30 protein-coding genes are annotated in these 17,273 nt (G+C 45.0%); all 30 read left to right on the forward strand.

Annotation, left to right across the window (positions count from 1 at the left end):
* The first annotated feature begins 35 nt into the window (after positions 1-35).
* The 30 genes from fusA (at position 36) to rpsM (ending at position 17,270) form a co-directional block, all read left to right on the forward strand.
* Positions 36-2,114 (forward strand): elongation factor G, encoded by a 2,079-nt coding sequence (gene fusA, locus EC604_RS27900; protein ID WP_123067251.1) that lies wholly within the window; start codon positions 36-38, stop codon positions 2,112-2,114.
* Between the two features lie 95 nt (positions 2,115-2,209).
* Positions 2,210-3,400, forward strand: a complete 1,191-nt coding sequence (tuf, locus tag EC604_RS27905) for an elongation factor Tu (protein ID WP_123067252.1) — start codon at positions 2,210-2,212, stop codon at positions 3,398-3,400.
* A 433-nt stretch (positions 3,401-3,833) separates the two neighbouring features.
* Positions 3,834-4,142 carry a 30S ribosomal protein S10 gene (gene rpsJ, locus EC604_RS27910; RefSeq protein ID WP_017692074.1) on the forward strand — a complete coding sequence of 103 codons (309 nt, stop codon included), beginning with the start codon at positions 3,834-3,836 and terminating at the stop codon, positions 4,140-4,142.
* Positions 4,143-4,190: 48 nt separating this feature from the next.
* Positions 4,191-4,814: a 50S ribosomal protein L3 gene (gene rplC, locus EC604_RS27915; RefSeq protein ID WP_123067253.1), complete on the forward strand. Its 624-nt coding sequence runs from the start codon at positions 4,191-4,193 to the stop codon at positions 4,812-4,814.
* A gap of 26 nt (positions 4,815-4,840) precedes the next feature.
* Complete coding sequence (gene rplD, locus EC604_RS27920) at positions 4,841-5,464, forward strand: 50S ribosomal protein L4 (protein ID WP_110899280.1); 624 nt, start codon at positions 4,841-4,843, stop codon at positions 5,462-5,464.
* Positions 5,464-5,754 carry a 50S ribosomal protein L23 gene (rplW, locus tag EC604_RS27925; protein WP_090924675.1) on the forward strand — a complete coding sequence of 97 codons (291 nt, stop codon included), beginning with the start codon at positions 5,464-5,466 and terminating at the stop codon, positions 5,752-5,754. The genes rplD and rplW overlap by 1 nt, the downstream gene beginning before the upstream one ends.
* A gap of 31 nt (positions 5,755-5,785) precedes the next feature.
* Entirely contained in the window at positions 5,786-6,616 is an 831-nt protein-coding gene (rplB, locus tag EC604_RS27930; RefSeq protein WP_111271026.1) for a 50S ribosomal protein L2, read from the forward strand.
* A 71-nt stretch (positions 6,617-6,687) separates the two neighbouring features.
* On the forward strand, positions 6,688-6,966 hold the full coding sequence (rpsS, locus tag EC604_RS27935; RefSeq protein WP_056697694.1) for a 30S ribosomal protein S19: 279 nt from the start codon (positions 6,688-6,690) through the stop codon (positions 6,964-6,966).
* A gap of 35 nt (positions 6,967-7,001) precedes the next feature.
* Positions 7,002-7,334: a 50S ribosomal protein L22 gene (gene rplV / locus EC604_RS27940; RefSeq protein WP_090924674.1), complete on the forward strand. Its 333-nt coding sequence runs from the start codon at positions 7,002-7,004 to the stop codon at positions 7,332-7,334.
* Between the two features lie 15 nt (positions 7,335-7,349).
* Positions 7,350-8,015 carry a 30S ribosomal protein S3 gene (gene rpsC, locus EC604_RS27945; protein ID WP_090924673.1) on the forward strand — a complete coding sequence of 222 codons (666 nt, stop codon included), beginning with the start codon at positions 7,350-7,352 and terminating at the stop codon, positions 8,013-8,015.
* Positions 8,016-8,017: 2 nt separating this feature from the next.
* The gene (rplP, locus tag EC604_RS27950) at positions 8,018-8,452 is read left to right on the forward strand and encodes a 50S ribosomal protein L16 (protein ID WP_076292170.1); all 435 of its coding nucleotides are present in this window, start codon (positions 8,018-8,020) and stop codon (positions 8,450-8,452) included.
* On the forward strand, positions 8,442-8,639 hold the full coding sequence (rpmC, locus tag EC604_RS27955; protein WP_017692083.1) for a 50S ribosomal protein L29: 198 nt from the start codon (positions 8,442-8,444) through the stop codon (positions 8,637-8,639). The genes rplP and rpmC overlap by 11 nt, the downstream gene beginning before the upstream one ends.
* Positions 8,640-8,687: 48 nt before the next feature.
* Positions 8,688-8,954 carry a 30S ribosomal protein S17 gene (gene rpsQ, locus EC604_RS27960; protein ID WP_056697701.1) on the forward strand — a complete coding sequence of 89 codons (267 nt, stop codon included), beginning with the start codon at positions 8,688-8,690 and terminating at the stop codon, positions 8,952-8,954.
* A 36-nt stretch (positions 8,955-8,990) separates the two neighbouring features.
* Complete coding sequence (gene rplN, locus EC604_RS27965) at positions 8,991-9,359, forward strand: 50S ribosomal protein L14 (protein WP_024633579.1); 369 nt, start codon at positions 8,991-8,993, stop codon at positions 9,357-9,359.
* A gap of 41 nt (positions 9,360-9,400) precedes the next feature.
* A complete protein-coding gene (gene rplX / locus EC604_RS27970) occupies positions 9,401-9,754 on the forward strand; it encodes a 50S ribosomal protein L24 (RefSeq protein WP_017692086.1) in 354 nt (117 codons plus the stop codon).
* Positions 9,755-9,786: 32 nt separating this feature from the next.
* Positions 9,787-10,329: a 50S ribosomal protein L5 gene (gene rplE, locus EC604_RS27975; protein ID WP_111271027.1), complete on the forward strand. Its 543-nt coding sequence runs from the start codon at positions 9,787-9,789 to the stop codon at positions 10,327-10,329.
* Between the two features lie 74 nt (positions 10,330-10,403).
* Positions 10,404-10,589, forward strand: a complete 186-nt coding sequence (locus tag EC604_RS27980) for a type Z 30S ribosomal protein S14 (RefSeq protein ID WP_013312154.1) — start codon at positions 10,404-10,406, stop codon at positions 10,587-10,589.
* A gap of 32 nt (positions 10,590-10,621) precedes the next feature.
* Positions 10,622-11,020: a 30S ribosomal protein S8 gene (gene rpsH, locus EC604_RS27985; RefSeq protein WP_123067254.1), complete on the forward strand. Its 399-nt coding sequence runs from the start codon at positions 10,622-10,624 to the stop codon at positions 11,018-11,020.
* Between the two features lie 30 nt (positions 11,021-11,050).
* Positions 11,051-11,593, forward strand: coding sequence for a 50S ribosomal protein L6 (gene rplF, locus EC604_RS27990; protein ID WP_090924669.1), 543 nt, complete (start codon positions 11,051-11,053; stop codon positions 11,591-11,593).
* 117 nt (positions 11,594-11,710) lie between these two features.
* Entirely contained in the window at positions 11,711-12,079 is a 369-nt protein-coding gene (gene rplR / locus EC604_RS27995) for a 50S ribosomal protein L18 (protein WP_017692090.1), read from the forward strand.
* A gap of 27 nt (positions 12,080-12,106) precedes the next feature.
* Positions 12,107-12,604 (forward strand): 30S ribosomal protein S5, encoded by a 498-nt coding sequence (rpsE, locus tag EC604_RS28000; RefSeq protein WP_024633574.1) that lies wholly within the window; start codon positions 12,107-12,109, stop codon positions 12,602-12,604.
* 12 nt (positions 12,605-12,616) lie between these two features.
* Positions 12,617-12,802: a 50S ribosomal protein L30 gene (gene rpmD, locus EC604_RS28005; RefSeq protein ID WP_090924668.1), complete on the forward strand. Its 186-nt coding sequence runs from the start codon at positions 12,617-12,619 to the stop codon at positions 12,800-12,802.
* Between the two features lie 45 nt (positions 12,803-12,847).
* The gene (gene rplO, locus EC604_RS28010) at positions 12,848-13,288 is read left to right on the forward strand and encodes a 50S ribosomal protein L15 (RefSeq protein WP_123067255.1); all 441 of its coding nucleotides are present in this window, start codon (positions 12,848-12,850) and stop codon (positions 13,286-13,288) included.
* Positions 13,288-14,586, forward strand: coding sequence for a preprotein translocase subunit SecY (gene secY, locus EC604_RS28015; protein ID WP_090924666.1), 1,299 nt, complete (start codon positions 13,288-13,290; stop codon positions 14,584-14,586). The genes rplO and secY overlap by 1 nt, the downstream gene beginning before the upstream one ends.
* A 90-nt stretch (positions 14,587-14,676) precedes the next feature.
* Positions 14,677-15,321, forward strand: coding sequence for an adenylate kinase (locus EC604_RS28020; RefSeq protein ID WP_090924665.1), 645 nt, complete (start codon positions 14,677-14,679; stop codon positions 15,319-15,321).
* 3 nt (positions 15,322-15,324) lie between these two features.
* On the forward strand, positions 15,325-16,077 hold the full coding sequence (map, locus tag EC604_RS28025) for a type I methionyl aminopeptidase (RefSeq protein ID WP_123067256.1): 753 nt from the start codon (positions 15,325-15,327) through the stop codon (positions 16,075-16,077).
* 10 nt (positions 16,078-16,087) lie between these two features.
* Positions 16,088-16,396, forward strand: coding sequence for a KOW domain-containing RNA-binding protein (locus tag EC604_RS28030; RefSeq protein WP_123067257.1), 309 nt, complete (start codon positions 16,088-16,090; stop codon positions 16,394-16,396).
* 3 nt (positions 16,397-16,399) lie between these two features.
* Positions 16,400-16,615, forward strand: coding sequence for a translation initiation factor IF-1 (gene infA / locus EC604_RS28035; protein ID WP_017692098.1), 216 nt, complete (start codon positions 16,400-16,402; stop codon positions 16,613-16,615).
* Between the two features lie 152 nt (positions 16,616-16,767).
* Positions 16,768-16,881: a 50S ribosomal protein L36 gene (gene rpmJ, locus EC604_RS28040; RefSeq protein ID WP_003333770.1), complete on the forward strand. Its 114-nt coding sequence runs from the start codon at positions 16,768-16,770 to the stop codon at positions 16,879-16,881.
* 20 nt (positions 16,882-16,901) lie between these two features.
* Complete coding sequence (gene rpsM / locus EC604_RS28045) at positions 16,902-17,270, forward strand: 30S ribosomal protein S13 (protein ID WP_095293406.1); 369 nt, start codon at positions 16,902-16,904, stop codon at positions 17,268-17,270.
* Positions 17,271-17,273 lie beyond the last annotated feature (3 nt).

Below are 17,273 nucleotides of genomic sequence, written 5' to 3' on the forward strand. Positions count from 1 at the left end.
AAAATAAACTTCAATTTTGAAGGGAGACCCATTTCATGGCTAGAGAGTTCTCCTTGAAAAATACACGTAATATCGGGATCATGGCTCATATTGATGCGGGTAAAACCACGACAACTGAGCGGATCTTGTTTTACACAGGACGTACGCACAAAATCGGTGAAGTTCACGAAGGCGCTGCGACAATGGACTGGATGGAACAGGAGCAGGAGCGCGGAATTACGATTACATCCGCTGCGACTACCGCTGCTTGGAAAGGTCACCGCGTAAATATCATTGATACCCCGGGACACGTTGACTTCACTGTTGAAGTTGAACGTTCCCTTCGTGTATTGGACGGAGCAGTAGGTGTATTCAGTGCGAAAGAAGGCGTTGAGCCTCAGTCTGAAACTGTATGGAGACAGGCTGATAAGTACGGCGTACCTCGTATCGCATATGTAAACAAAATGGATATCATCGGTGCTGACTTCTTGAACGTTGTATCTGACATGCGTGATCGCCTTCAAGCGAACGCTGTTGCGATTCAACTTCCAATCGGTGCTGAAAATGATTTCAAAGGTATCATCGATATCGTTGCACAACGGGCTCATATGTACAAAGATGACCTGGGACAAGATATTGAAGAAACCGAAATTCCTGCAGAGTTTGCAGACCAAGTTGAAGAACTGCGTAACGAGCTCATTGAGCGCGTTGCAGAGCTGGATGAAGAATTGACAATGAAATACCTGGAAGGCGAAGAGATCACAGTTGATGAGATCAAAGGCGCTCTCCGTAAAGGTGTAGTAGAAGTTAAAATTTTCCCAGTTATCTGTGGTTCATCATACCGTAACAAAGGTGTTCAACTGATGTTGGACGCTGTTATCGATTACTTGCCAGCTCCAACCGATGTTCCTTCTATCACTGGACACCTTGAAGATGGAACTGAAACGGTTCGTAAGTCTTCCGATGAAGAGCCATTCTCTGCATTGGCCTTCAAAATCATGACTGACCCTTACGTTGGTAAATTGACATTCTTCCGCGTATATTCCGGCGTACTTCAATCCGGATCTTATGTATTGAATGCAACTAAAAACAAACGTGAGCGTATCGGTCGTATCCTTCAAATGCACGCAAACAGCCGTCAAGAAATCACTGAAGTTTACTCTGGTGATATCGCAGCAGCGGTTGGTTTGAAAGATACAGGTACAGGTGATACACTATGTGATGAGAAACACCCGGTTATCCTGGAATCGATGAATTTCCCTGATCCGGTAATCGAAATCGCTGTTGAACCTAAAACCAAAGCTGACCAAGATAAAATGGGTGTAGCTCTCGGTAAGTTGACGGAAGAGGATCCAACTCTTCGCGCTCATACTGACGAAGAAACAGGCCAAACAATCTTGGCGGGTATGGGTGAGCTTCACCTTGATATCATCATCGACCGTATGCGTCGTGAGTTCAAGGTGGACACTACTGTGGGTAAACCACAAGTAGCTTACCGCGAAACATTCCGTGCTCCAGCGCGCGTTGAAGGTAAATTCGTACGTCAATCCGGTGGTCGTGGCCAATACGGTCACGTATGGGTTGAATTCGAACCTCTCGAGCCGGGTACAGGCAGCCAGTTCGAAAGTAAGGTTGTCGGTGGTTCCGTACCAAGAGAATACATTCAACCTGCACTGGCAGGGATTGAAGAGCAAATGAAAAACGGCGTTATCGCAGGCTTTCCGCTTGTAGACGTTAAGGCTACTATCGTAGACGGATCTTACCATGATGTCGATTCCAACGAGATGGCATTTAAAATTGCCGGATCAATGGCGCTGAAAGCAGCGAAAGACAAATGTAGTCCAGTTCTGCTTGAGCCTATCATGAAAGTAGAAGTAACTGTTCCAGAAGAGTACATGGGTGACGTAATGGGTATGTTGAATTCCCGTCGTGGCCGCATTGAAGGTATGGATTCCCGTAGTGGAGCTCAAATCATCCGTGCTAAGGTACCTCTCTCTGAGATGTTTGGTTACTCTACAACTCTTCGTTCCGGTACTCAAGGACGCGGCGTGTTCTCCATGGAACTCTCTCACTATGAAGAAGTCCCTAAGAGCATCGCTGAAGAGATCGTTGCCAAAACAAAAGGCACCGAGTAGTTTTCTCACACTGAATGCTTGTGCTTGAAACCTGGTTTGAAGCACTGCATTCAGTGAAAACATAAAATTATAAATTTTAAGGAGGCCACGTTCAAATGGCAAAGGCTAAATACGAACGTAATAAACCACACGTTAACATTGGTACTATTGGTCACGTCGATCATGGTAAAACAACTCTGACTGCTGCAATCACAACTGTATTGTCTAAAACTTACGGTGGTGCGGCAATTGCTTTTGATCAAATCGATAAAGCTCCAGAAGAGCGCGAGCGCGGTATCACAATCTCAACTTCACACGTTGAGTATGAAACTGACACTCGTCACTACGCTCACGTAGACTGCCCAGGTCACGCCGACTATGTTAAAAACATGATCACTGGCGCGGCACAAATGGACGGAGCTATCCTGGTAGTATCCGCAGCTGACGGCCCAATGCCACAAACTCGTGAGCACATCTTGCTCTCCCGTCAAGTAGGCGTACCTTACATTGTTGTTTTCTTGAACAAATGTGATATGGTTGAAGACGAAGAGTTGTTGGAACTGGTTGAGATGGAAGTTCGCGACCTTCTTAACGAATACGAGTTCCCAGGTGATGACACTCCAATCACTCGTGGATCCGCTCGTGAAGCTCTGCAAAACCCTGATGGTGAGTGGGCTCAAAAAATCGTTGAGATGTTCAAAGAAATCGACACTTACATCCCACTGCCTGAACGTCAAACTGACAAGCCTTTCTTGATGCCTGTCGAGGACGTATTCTCCATCACTGGTCGTGGTACCGTTGCTACAGGTCGTGTAGAGCGTGGTACTGTTAAAGTCGGCGAAGAGATCGAGATCGTTGGTATCACTGAAGAAACTAAAAAATCCGTAGTTACGGGCGTTGAGATGTTCCGTAAATTGTTGGATTCCGCACAAGCGGGTGACAACATCGGTGCATTGTTGCGTGGTGTTGACCGTACTCAAATCGAGCGTGGTCAAGTACTTGCTAAACCAGCATCTGTTAAACCACACACAGAATTCACTGCTCAAATCTACGTTTTGACTAAAGAAGAGGGTGGCCGTCACAAGCCTTTCTTCACTGGATACCGTCCACAGTTCTACTTCCGTACAACTGACGTAACGGGTATCATCAACTTGCCAGAAGGCACTGAAATGGTAATGCCTGGTGACAACATCACGGTTACTGTTCAACTGATTTCTCCTATCGCGATCGAAGAAGGAACTAAGTTCTCTATTCGTGAAGGTGGACGTACAGTTGGTGCGGGTTCCGTAGCATCGATCCAAAAATAATTTGGCTTTTGCCAAATGAGTATAAGCAACAGTGTACTGTAACGAGTAACATTGTATTGTAACGAAGCTTCGGAAGAGTTCTTTATCCGACATCGGATAAAGAACTCTTTTATTATGTTAACGTTTCGGAACCTGCGTCATCTAAAATGAACAAAATTCATCTTATAGATTGATAGGTTAGGCAGCCTGGATATTGGGGAGAACATTGTACTAAACAGAGTCAATTCTTTTGAAAAGACCAGTTTAAATGTTTTTTTTAAATATGCTTGCAATATGCCCATCTTTTCTATATAATAATGAATGTTGTTCTTGTGACGTTGCGATGATGTGAGAGGTTACTGACACACCCGGCCCCTTTGCCATGGGAGAGTGGTTAGAAAATTTTCACGGAGTATGTCCGATAAAAAATTGGGCGATAGAAGGAGGGACTAAAATGGCAAAGCAAAAAATTCGTATTCGTTTGAAAGCTTACGACCACAGAATTCTTGATCAATCCGCGGAGAAAATCGTTGAAACAGCAAAACGTTCGGGTGCAGGTGTATCCGGTCCGATTCCGCTTCCTACTGAAAAACAAATCATTACTATTCTTCGTGCGGTGCACAAGTACAAGGATTCTCGGGAGCAATTCGAGCAACGCACTCATAAGCGTTTGATCGATATCGTTAACCCGACTCCACAAACTGTGGATGCCTTGATGCGCTTGGATCTGCCGTCCGGTGTAGATATCGAAATTAAATTGTAATATATAGCAATAAAACAAGACCACGTATAAAGGAAAAGAGGTGTCAACATGAAAGGTATCTTAGGAAAAAAACTTGGAATGACTCAAGTGTTTACCGCTGAAGGTAACGTAGTTCCAGTAACGGTTATCGAAGCAGGTCCTTGTGTTGTTTTACAAAAGAAAGATATTGAGAACGATGGCTACGAAGCAGTTCAAATCGGTTTCTCCGATAAGAAAGAGAAAAATGCTAACAAGCCAGAAGCAGGACACGCTAAAAAAGCGAATACTGCACCTAAGCGCTACGTTCGTGAGCTTCGCGGCATCAACATCGCGGAATATGAAGTTGGCCAAGAATTGAAAGCTGACATTTTCGCTGAAGGCGAGTTCGTTGACGTAACAGGTATTTCTAAGGGTAAAGGTTTTGCCGGCGTTATCAAACGTTGGGGACAAAGCACTGGACCTATGTCACACGGTTCGCGTTACCACCGTGGCCCAGGTTCGATGGGTTCGATCCAAGCTAACCGCGTTCCTAAAGGCAAACGCCTGCCAGGACACATGGGACATGATACGGTTACAATCCAACGTCTTGAGGTTGTTAAAGTAGACGCTGAACGTAACGTGATCCTCGTGAAAGGTTCCATTCCTGGACCGAAGAACAGTCTTGTAAAAGTCAAAGAAACGGTGAAAAAATAACCACTAGAAGAAAGGAGGAACACAAAATGCCAAAAGTATCAGTTTACAATGTAGATGGTAGCCAAGTAGGTGAAGTTGAACTGAATGATGCGGTATTCGGTATTGAGCCGAATCAACACGTTCTGTACGATGCAGTTCTTATGCAACGCGCTTCCCTTCGTCAAGGTACCCACAAAGTAAAAGGACGTTCTGAAGTACGTGGCGGTGGACGTAAGCCTTGGAAACAAAAAGGTACAGGTCGCGCTCGTCAAGGTTCGATTCGTTCTCCACAATGGAAAGGCGGCGGTATCGTATTTGGTCCAACTCCACGGAGCTATGCGTACAAACTGCCTAAGAAAGTTCGCCGTCTGGCGATCAAATCTGCCCTTTCATCCAAAGTGCAAGACAATGACATTATCGTTTTGGACGCTCTGACATTGAGCTCGCCTAAAACTAAAGAATTTGCAGCTATCTTGAATAATCTTAAAGTAGGCCGCAAAGCTTTGATCGTAGCACCTAGCTATGATGATAATGTAGCTCTTTCCGCACGGAATATTCCTGGCGTGAAATTCGTAGCTGCTGACGGCATTAATGTTCTTGACGTGCTTGGGCACGACAAACTGATCATTACGAAAGAAGCAGTTCAGAAGGTAGAGGAGGTGCTCGCGTAATGAAGGATCCTCGTGATATTGTAAAACGTCCGATTATTACGGAACGTACTGCTGACATGATGAACGACTTGAAATATGTATTTGAAGTCGATATCCGCGCAAACAAAACCGAGATCAAAAAAGCGGTAGAAGCTATTTTCGGCGTGAAAGTGAAAAACGTGAACACACTTCGTGTTCCAGCTAAACCGAAACGGTACGGACGTTATTCCGGATATACAAGCGAATGGAAAAAAGCGTTTGTAACACTGACGCAAGACAGCAAATCGCTTGAGTTCTTTGAAACTGTATAATTGAAATCTTTGAAGTAAGGAGGGAAAACTAGTGCCAATCAAAAAGTATAAACCAACATCCCCGGCAAGACGGAACATGTCCGTTTCTACATTTGAGGAAATTACAACAGATAAGCCGGAGAAATCGTTGTTGGCCCCGCTGAGCAAACAAGCAGGCCGCAACAACCAAGGTAAAATTACAGTTCGTCACCACGGTGGTGGACACAAACGTAAATACCGTATCATCGACTTCAAACGTACTAAAGATGGAATACCGGGCCGCGTTGCTACAATTGAGTATGACCCGAACCGTACTTCCAACATTGCATTGATTCACTATGCTGATGGTGAGAAACGTTACATCATCGCACCTAAAGGTCTGAAAGTTGGAGATCAAGTATTCTCTGGTCCTGACGCAGACATTAAAATTGGTAACGCACTGCCGCTTGAAAACATTCCAGTAGGTACCGTTATCCACAACATCGAGTTGAAACCAGGTAAAGGCGGACAATTGGTCCGTGCTGCTGGTACAGAAGCTCAATTGCTTGGTAAAGAAGAAAAATACGTTTCTGTTCGTCTCTCTTCCGGAGAAGTTCGTCGTATTTTGAAAGTTTGCCGCGCAACAATCGGATCCGTTGGTAACCAAGACCACGAGCTTATCAAAATCGGTAAAGCCGGTCGTAGCCGTTGGTTGGGACAACGTCCTGAGGTTCGTGGTGTGGTAATGAACCCTAACGATCACCCTCACGGTGGTGGTGAAGGTCGTGCTCCAATCGGACGTAAATCGCCAATGTCACCATGGGGTAAACCTACTCTTGGTTTCAAAACGCGTAAGAAAAATAAAGCTTCTGATAAATACATCATCCGTCGCCGCACGAAGTAATACACACTGTGCATAACTTCGTGAGGCATCTACGGATGCATAAAAGCTATGTTTGAAGGGAGGATCTCCACATGAGTCGCAGTTTGAAAAAAGGGCCATTCATTGATGGCTACATGCTCAAGAAGGTAGAAGAGATGGAAGCATCAGGCAAGAAGAACGTTATCAAAACCTGGTCCCGTCGCTCTACAATTTTCCCACAATTCATCGGACACACATTTGGCGTTTACGACGGTCGTAAACACGTGCCAGTGTATGTAACTGAGGACATGGTCGGACACAAACTGGGTGAGTTCGCTCCAACCCGTACGTACAAAGGCCATACTGATGATGACAAGAAAACAAGAAGATAAATGAACATCTCTAATGTTTGAGAGGAGGTTACACAATGGAAGCAAAAGCACATGCTAAGTTTATCCGGATTGCTCCTCGTAAAGTTCAACTCGTTGTTGACTTGATTCGCGGCAAGCAAGTAGGTGAGGCGGTTGCCATTCTCCGTCACACTCCGAAATCCGCTTCTCCAGTTGTTGAGAAGTTGCTTAACTCCGCTATTGCGAATGCGGAACACAATTATTCTTTGGATGTTAATAACTTGGTGATCTCGCAAGCTTACGTAAACCAAGGACCAACGATGAAACGTTTCCGCCCTCGTGCAATGGGACGTGCAAGTCGTATTAACAAACGTACTAGCCACATTACTTTGGTGGTATCTGAAAAGTAGAAGGAGGGAAAACGTGTGGGCCAAAAGGTAAATCCAGTCGGACTTCGTGTCGGAGTTATCCGTGACTGGGAATCTAAGTGGTATGCAGGCAAAGACTTCGGCGATCTTTTGATGGAAGACGTGAAAATTCGTGAATTCCTGAAAAATAAATTGAAAGACTCCGCTATGTCTCGTGTTGAGATTGAGAGAGCGGCTAACCGCGTAAACGTAACGATTCACACAGCGAAACCAGGTATGGTAATCGGTAAAGGTGGATCTGAAGTTGAGAATCTTCGTAACCAAATTACGAAAATTGCTGGCGGTAAAAAAGTACACATCAATATTTCTGAAATTAAGAACCAAGACCTGGACGCGATCCTGGTAGCAGAAAGCATTGCACAACAATTGGAACGTCGTGTTTCTTTCCGTCGTGCTCTGAAACAAGCTATTCAAAGAACTATGCGCTCCGGTGCTAAAGGTATTAAAACTCAAGTAGGCGGACGTCTTGGCGGTGCTGAGATTGCACGTTCTGAAGGCTACAGCGAAGGAACTGTTCCACTGCACACACTGCGTGCTGACATTGACTATGGTACTGCAGAGGCTCATACTACTTACGGACGTATCGGCGTAAAAGTATGGATCTATCGTGGAGAGGTTCTTCCTACGGCTAAGAAACAAGCTGCTAAGGAAGGAGGCAACTAATCATGTTGGTACCAAAACGTGTAAAACACCGTAAGCAACAACGTGGACATATGAAAGGCCAAGCAAAAGGCGGAACTACGCTGAACTTTGGCGAATACGGTCTGCAAGCTACGGAACCGGCTTGGATTACGAACCGTCAGATCGAAGCGGCTCGTATTGCGATGACTCGTTACATCAAACGTGGTGGTAAAGTCTGGATCAAAATTTTCCCTGACAAACCAATCACTCAAAAGCCTCTCGAGGTTCGGATGGGTAGCGGTAAAGGTAACGTAGAAAAATGGGTTGCAGTAGTGAAACCAGGTAAGATCATGTTTGAACTTGCTGGTGTACCGGAGGATATTGCTCGCGAAGCGATGCGTCTTGCCGCTCACAAACTGCCAATCAAAACGAAGTTCGTGAAACGTGAAGAATTGGGTGGTGAAGCAAATGAAAGCTAGTGAATTTCGCAACCTAACCTCTGCTGAAATCGAGCAAAAGATTGCCGGATTTAAAGAAGAACTCTTTAATCTCCGCTTTCAACTCGCTACCGGTCAGCTGGATAACCCGACTCGAATCCGTGATGTGCGGAAAGAAATAGCTCGTGCTAAAACCATCATCCGTGAAAGAGAACTGGGAATCGGTTAATTAGAGGTCGGATGTACATTCCGTCTGTAATCAGGAAGGAGGCCAACAATGAGCGAAGAGCGTAATGCACGTAAAGTTCAAACTGGTAAAGTTGTCAGTGATAAAATGGACAAAACGATTGTTGTTGCTGTAGAAACCTACAAAAACCACAAATTGTATCATAAACGCATTAAAGTTACTAAAAAGTTCAAAGCGCATGACGAAGAAAACACTGCGAAAATCGGTGACACGGTGAAAATCATGGAGACTCGTCCGCTTTCGAAAGATAAACGCTGGAGACTTACTGAAGTCGTTGAAAAAGCGGTTATCATCTAATTGCATGATCAGCATAGCTGGAAGGAGGAATACTAAATGATTCAACCATTTACACGTTTGACTGTAGCCGACAACTCCGGTGCGAAGGAACTGATGTGTATCCGCGTACTCGGCGGTACGGGACGTCGTACAGCTCAAATCGGTGATCTGATCGTTTGTTCTGTAAAACAAGCAACACCAGGCGGCGTTGTCAAAAAAGGTGATGTAGTTAGAGCGGTTGTCGTTCGTACTAAACGTTCTGTACGTCGTAAAGACGGTTCCTACATCGGTTTTGATGAAAATGCAGCTGTTGTTGTAAAAGACGACAGAAGCCCGCGTGGAACACGTATTTTCGGACCTGTTGCTCGTGAACTTCGCGAGAAAGATTTCATGAAAATCGTTTCCTTGGCCCCAGAGGTTATCTAATAGATTAAGCTCGTGATGTTTAGAAACAGGAGGTGTACGAAATGCCAAGAGTGAAAAAAGTTCTGGAATCCCATAACAACAAACTTCACGTTAAAAAGGAAGATACGGTTATGGTGATCAGCGGTAAAGACAAAGGTAAAAAAGGCCGTGTCATCGCTGCTTATCCTCGTGAAAACCGCGTCCTTGTGGAAGGTGTTAACATGGTGAAAAAACACCAGAAGCCTAACCAGCAAAACCCGCAAGGCGGCATTATCGAGAAGGAAGCTCCGATTCACGTTTCCAACGTGATGCACATCGATCCAAAGAGCGGAAAAGTAACCCGTGTTGGTTACAAAGTGTTGGATAACGGTAAGAAAGTGCGCGTTGCAAAACGTTCCGGAGAAATTATCGACTAATTGAACCGAATGAGAAAGGAGGGCTATGATTCATGGCATCAAGAATGAAAGAACGTTACCTGCAAGAAATCGCTCCTGCTTTGATGCAGAAGTTTAACTATACAACGGTAATGCAAGTGCCGAAAATCGAGAAAATCGTTATCAACATGGGTGTGGGCGACGCTGTCCAAAACTCGAAAGTGTTGGATTCCGCAGTAAACGATTTGCAACTGATCGCAGGTCAAAAACCTGTAATCACTCGTGCGAAAAAATCAATCGCAGGTTTCAAACTGCGTGAGAACATGCCTATCGGTGTGAAAGTAACATTGCGCGGTGAGCGTATGTATTACTTCCTCGATAAATTGTTCAACGTTACACTTCCACGTGTACGTGACTTCCGCGGTGTATCGAGCAAAGCGTTCGATGGTCGTGGTAACTACACTCTGGGTCTGAAAGAGCAATTGATCTTCCCAGAGATCGAGTATGATAAAGTAGACAAAGTCCGCGGTATGGATATTGTCATCGTAACAACGGCGAAAACAGACGAAGAGTCCCGCGAATTGCTTACGCAACTGGGAATGCCTTTCGTTAAATAATGTTGGCATAAACGTTCCGGGTGTCTGGAAAGACTCCCTTTTCTCCGAAATTATTTAGGAGGTGTCAGGCTAAAGTGGCAAAAACTTCGATGAAAGTTAAACAACAACGTACACCAAAGTTTAAAGTACGTGCTTATACACGCTGTGAGCGTTGCGGTCGTCCACATTCGGTACTGCAAAAGTTCAAAATTTGCAGAATTTGCTTCCGTGAATTAGCTTATAAAGGCCAGATCCCTGGCGTGAAAAAAGCAAGCTGGTAAAAAGTCCTGAACGGGAAGGAGGTTAACTCACAATGACTATGTCTGATCCAATTGCAGATATGCTTACTCGTATTCGTAACGCGAACACTGTTCGTCACGAAACGGTAGAAATGCCTGCTTCGACAATGAAAAAACAAATCGCCGATATCCTGAAGCGTGAAGGTTTCATCCGTGACGCTGAATTTATCGAAGATAACAAACAAGGGATTATCCGTGTTTTCTTGAAATACGGTCAAAATAACGAGCGTGTTATCACTGGTCTGAAAAGAATCAGTAAACCAGGTCTTCGTGTTTACACGAAAAGCAATGAAGTACCTCGTGTACTTGGCGGCCTTGGAATCGCGATTATCTCGACATCCAAAGGTGTTATGACGGATAAAGAAGCTCGTCAATCGAAATCCGGCGGAGAAGTCGTCTGCTACGTTTGGTAATATAACGTCACAAGATAGGAGGTGCAACATATGTCTCGTATTGGTCGCAAACCAATTACAGTACCAAGTGGTGTAGACATCACTTTGGACAATACCGTTATCACGGTAAAAGGACCTAAAGGAACTTTGACTCGTGAACTTCACAAAGACATGAAGGTTACAGTTGAAAACAACGAAATTACAGTTGTGCGTCCTTCCGATAACAAAACTCACCGTTCTTTGCATGGCACAACACGTAGCGTTGTCAGCAACATGGTAAGTGGCGTAACTGAAGGATTCGCTAAATCTCTGGAGTTGGTTGGGGTCGGATATCGTGCAAGCAAATCCGGAGATAAAATCGTTCTGAACGTTGGTTACTCTCACCCGGTTGAAATTACACCGGAAGCGGGAATCGAATTCGAAGTACCTTCGAATACGAAAATCATTGTTCGCGGTATCGATAAAGAGCGCGTAGGTGCTTACGCTGCTAAAATTCGTTCCGTTCGTGAACCTGAGCCGTACAAAGGTAAAGGTATTAAATATGAAGGCGAGCGTATCATCCGTAAGGAAGGTAAAGCCGGTAAGAAGAAATAAGATTTCTCTTACCGCCTTTTCGCGGCTTTCGGCTTGCTTGCTTCGTTTGTTTCTAATATACCCCGTGGCTTCTGTTATGAAGCCAGCGAGGTAACCTGAAAGGAGTGAATCCCTGAGATGATTACGAAACCAGATAAAAACAAGGCTCGTCTGAAAAGACACCTTCGTGTTCGTAAGAAAATCCAAGGAACGGCTGCACGTCCTCGTTTGAACGTTTTCCGTTCTGGTAAACATATGTACGCTCAAATCATCGATGATGTAGCTGGTGTAACAATCGCTTCCGCGTCTACTGTAGACAAAGAATTGAGCACTGACATCAAAAATGGTGCATCTGTTGAATCTGCTCGTAAAGTTGGCGAACTCGTTGCTAAACGTGCAAAAGATAAAGGTGTTTCCAATATCGTATTTGACCGTAGCGGATATCTGTATCATGGTCGTATTGCAGCCTTGGCTGAAGCGGCGCGTGAAGCAGGACTTGAGTTTTAAGATATTTTTCAAAAGGAGGTTAACGACTTGCGTGTAGATCCGAATACTTTGGAACTGTCTGAAAGAGTAGTAAACATTAATCGCGTAGCTAAAGTAGTAAAAGGCGGACGCCGTTTCAGCTTTAGCGCACTGGTTGTAGTCGGCGACGGCAACGGCTGGGTTGGAGCGGGTATCGGTAAAGCGGGCGAAGTACCTGATGCAATTCGCAAAGGTATTGAAGATGCTAAGAAAAACCTTGTACACGTTCCACTCGTAGGAACTTCGATTCCTCACTTGGTAACAGGTAAGTTCGGTGCAGGACGCGTTCTGTTGAAACCAGCATCTGAAGGTACTGGTGTTATCGCTGGTGGTCCTGTACGTGCGGTTCTCGAACTTGCTGGTGTAGGTGACATTTTGACAAAATCTCTGGGTTCTTCGAATTCCATGAACATGGTCAATGCGACTTTGGAAGGTTTGTCCCGTTTGAAGCGTGCTGAAGACGTGGCTAAACTGCGCGGAAAATCCGTCGAAGAGCTTCTGGGTTAGGAGGGAATTCTCATGGCTAAATTAGAAATTACCCTCGTCCGTAGCTTGATCGGACGTCCGGAGACGCAAAGAACAACTGTGAAAACATTGGGATTGCGCAAAATCAACAGCAAAGTGATCCAAAACGATAATCCTGCCATCCGTGGTATGATTAACAAAGTAAGTCACTTGGTAGCTGTCAAAGAAGTAGAAGCTTAATAAACGGGTATACACCCACAAATCTTTAAGGAGGTGCAACGAACGATGAAGTTACATGAGCTCTCACCATCTCCTGGATCGCGTAAAGAACGCAAACGTGTTGGTCGCGGTCCAAGTAGTGGTACAGGTAAAACATCAGGTCGCGGTCATAAAGGACAAAACGCTCGTTCGGGCGGTGGTGTTCGTCCAGGCTTCGAAGGTGGACAAAATCCATTGTATCGTCGCTTGCCAAAACGCGGTTTCGTAAACCCAACTCGCAAAGAATATGCAGTTGTTAATATCGAAGACCTGAATAGTTTGCCTGCGGGTACTGAAGTAACTCCAGAATTCTTGATGACGAGCGGCGTTGTTAAAAACGCTAAATCCGGAATCAAAGTCCTGGGTAACGGTGAAGTCACTGTGAAGCTGACTGTTAAAGCTAACAAGTTTTCTCAATCTGCGGTAGAGAAAATTGAAGCTGCCGGCGGTACAACCGAGGTGATTTAATGTTCAAGACCCTAAAGAATATCTGGCGGGTTGAGGATCTGCGCAAAAGGGTATTATTTACCCTTTTTGTACTGATCATTTACCGCATCGGCTCCTTTGTTCCCGTTCCAGGTGTTAACAAAGATGTGTTCGAAGCGACAAATTCTGCGGGTAAAGAAGTTTTTGGACTTCTCAATACGTTCTCGGGTGGAGCACTGTTCCAGTTCTCGATATTTGCACTCGGGATCGTTCCTTACATCACTGCGTCTATCATAGTACAGTTGCTTTCCATGGACGTTATTCCTAAATTAGCGGAGTGGGCAAAGCAAGGTGAACAAGGTAAGAAGAAATCGGCACAACTGACTCGTTATTTAACGATCGGGCTGGCATTGATTCAAGCGTTTGGTACGTCGATCGGATTTAACCGCTTGTACAATACAGACATGATCCCTAATGCTACGTTTGCTGATTATATCTTGATCGCGATTGTACTTACGGCCGGTACGTCATTCCTGATGTGGCTTGGTGAGCAGATCACCGAGAAAGGCATCGGAAACGGAATCTCGATTTTGATCTTTGCGGGTATCCTGTCAACAGTGCCTAACATTATCAAACAAACGATCGAGTCCGACTTCATCCAACCTGATCAATTGTTCATGAACATCCTTAAAGGTGTAATCATCGCGATTGTCATCGTGCTGATTATCATCGGGGTCATTTACATTCAACAGGCGATTCGGAAGATTCCTGTTCAGTACGCAAAACGTGTCGTAGGAAACAAAATGTACGGTGGACAGAATACACATATCCCGCTGAAGATTAATGCAGCTGGTGTTATCCCTGTCATCTTCGCATCATCGCTGTTGATGTTCCCAACGATTATTGCCAACTTCTGGGCTAATCATGGTTGGGCACAGTGGATCGGTCAAAACTTGACTACACACAAACCACTTGGTATGGTGCTGTATGTCGTGATGATCTTCGGATTCACATTCTTCTATACTTTTGTACAGATGAATCCACAGCAGATGGCTGATAATATGAAAAAGAACGGCGGTTACATTCCGGGTATTCGCCCAGGTAAAGCAACCGAGAAATATCTGACCCGTGTCATGACTCGTTTGACAATGGCCGGAGCCATCTTCTTGGCAGTCATTTCCGTTCTGCCTGTATTCTTAGGGGCACTTTCTGGTTTGCCTCAATCAGCGCAAATTGGAGGAACTTCCCTCCTGATCGTTATCGGTGTTGCGCTGGATACGATGAAGCAAATCGAAAGCCAATTGATCAAACGCCACTACAAAGGTTTTATCAATAAATAGGCAATAGGTTCCGGTTGAGTAAAGATTTACTTGCCGGCACCTATTGTGCTGTTTGTTGATGTAGGGTAGTCTTGGAGGGAGTGACATAACGTGAACATCCTATTCATGGGCCCTCCGGGGGCAGGAAAAGGTACGCAAGCAGACGTCATTGTGAAAGAGTTCGGTATTCCCCATATTTCAACAGGCGATGCATTTCGCCTTGCGATTAAACAGGGAACTCCCATTGGCCTGAAAGCCAAGGAATATATGGATCAAGGATTACTTGTACCAGATGATGTAACCATCGGCATCGTTGAAGAACGTTTGCAACAGTCGGACTGCAGAGAAGGATTCCTCTTGGATGGATTTCCAAGAACTCTGTCTCAGGCAGAAGCACTGGATGGCATCCTGGAACGACTGAACTCAGGTCTTGATCATGTGATCAACCTGAAAGTGGATCGCAACAAATTGCTCGCTCGTTTGACGGGGCGTCGTATTTGTAAAAACTGTGGTTCGACTTATCATGTCGTATTTAATCCACCGAAGCAGGATGGTATCTGTGATAAATGCGGCGGCGAGTTGTACCAGCGCTCTGATGATAACGAAGAGAGCGTAGGCACTCGTTTGGACGAATATATCAACAAAACAGCACCACTCCTCACGTTCTATGAAACTAAAGGCCTTCTTCGTCAAATCGACGGAGAACAGGATATCGATCAAGTTTCTCAAGAAATCGTGTCCTTGTTGAGAGGTTAATTGATGATCATTGGTAAGTCCGAAACGGAACTGGGTTTGATGAGGGAAGCTGGGAGAATTGTTGCAGAAACGCATCGTCTTTTGGCAGAGCACATTGTTCCTGGTATTACGACTGGTGAACTTGACCATATGGCTGATCAATTTATCCGCAGTCAAGGAGCTGTGCCGTCTTTCAAAGGTTATAACGGTTTCCCTGCCAGTGTGTGCGCTTCAGTGAATGAAGAGTTGGTACATGGATTTCCCGGCAAACGCAAGTTGAACGAGGGCGATATCGTTACGTTTGACATTGGCGCGCAGTACCAAGGGTATCATGGAGATTCTGCCTGGACCTATCCAGTCGGTCGTATTTCCGAAGAAGCTCGTCGTCTTCTGGACGTTACCGAGGCTTCATTATACGCAGGACTAGCGCTGGTAAAACCAGACGTTCGCTTGTTTACAATATCTCATGCAATTCAGAAATATATCGAAGATGAAGGGTTTTCCGTCGTTCGTGAATATGTCGGTCACGGCATTGGAGCGAATCTGCACGAAGAACCATCGATTCCGAACTATGGTCTTCCTGATCGTGGACCAAGGCTAAAGGCTGGTATGGTGCTGGCTATTGAGCCAATGGTTAACGCAGGCAGACGGTATGTGAAAACGTTGGAAGATAACTGGACTGTCGTTACAGCTGATGGATCGTTATGTGCCCACTTTGAACACACCGTAGCAGTTACACCTGAAGGTATGGAAATTTTCACAAAACTGAATGCGTAGGTGATTAGGCATGAACAATCCGTCGAATCCGCAGCTCGGTCAACTTGTGAAGATCCGTAAAGGCCGCAATGCGGACCAAGCCGCAGTAATTGTTGCTATAGTAGACAATAGGTTCGTATATATCGCGGATGGAGACAAACGTAAGTTTGACCAACCCAAGAAGAAGAATGTTCTTCATCTTGAACTTCAACCGATGATTAGCAGCGAGGTTGTAAACAGTTTAAACGAGAGTGGTCGGGTGACAAACGGAAAGCTCCGCTATGCGGTTCATTCGTTTCTGGAATCCACCAACATTCAAGCTGAAGAGAAAGGAGACTGACTAATGGCCAAGGAAGATGTCATTGAAGTGGAAGGCACGGTTCTTGAACCACTGCCGAATGCAACGTTCAAGGTTGAGCTTGAGAATGGTCATCAAATTCTCGCTCACGTTTCCGGAAAATTGCGGATGCACTTCATCCGTATCCTGACTGGAGACAAAGTAGTTGTTCAGTTATCGCCTTATGATCTAACAAAAGGTCGTATAACTTACCGTAAATAGTAGTAGACAGTTGCAATGAACTGTGAAGCTTATGAAGCGGGTTTTGCCCGGCAAAACTTGCGAAAGCTTCGAAGCCGGTTTTACAATAGTAGAACGAGGTCAATGCTTACGAAGAGGGTTTTGCTAAGCAGAACTTTGAGGAGGTAATTCACATGAAGGTAAGACCTTCGGTCAAGCCGATTTGCGAAAAATGCAAAGTCATTCGCCGCAAAGGGAATGTAATGGTTATCTGTGAAAATCCAAAACACAAACAAAAACAAGGTTAATGAAGGGGGTGTAGCGTAAAATGGCACGTATAGCTGGTGTGGATTTGCCACGTGATAAGCGCGTTGAGATCGCCTTAACTTATATTTTCGGAATCGGTAAAACGACTTCCCAGAAAATTCTGAGCTCTACAGGCATCAATCCGGACACTCGTGTTCGCGATTTGACGGAAGATGAAGTCAGCAAATTGCGTGAAAGTATCGACAAAGAGGTCAAAGTAGAAGGTGACCTGCGTCGTGAAATCTCTTTGAATATTAAACGTTTGACGGAGATCGGTTGTTACCGTGGAGTTCGTCATCGTCGTGGTCTGCCTGTTCGTGGACAACGTACGAAAACGAATGCTCGTACTCGTAAAGGTCCTCGTCGTACTGTAGCAAACAAGAAGAAATAATAA

It is taken from the genome of Paenibacillus amylolyticus (assembly GCF_003719335.1).
Lineage (GTDB): Bacteria > Bacillota > Bacilli > Paenibacillales > Paenibacillaceae > Paenibacillus > Paenibacillus amylolyticus_D.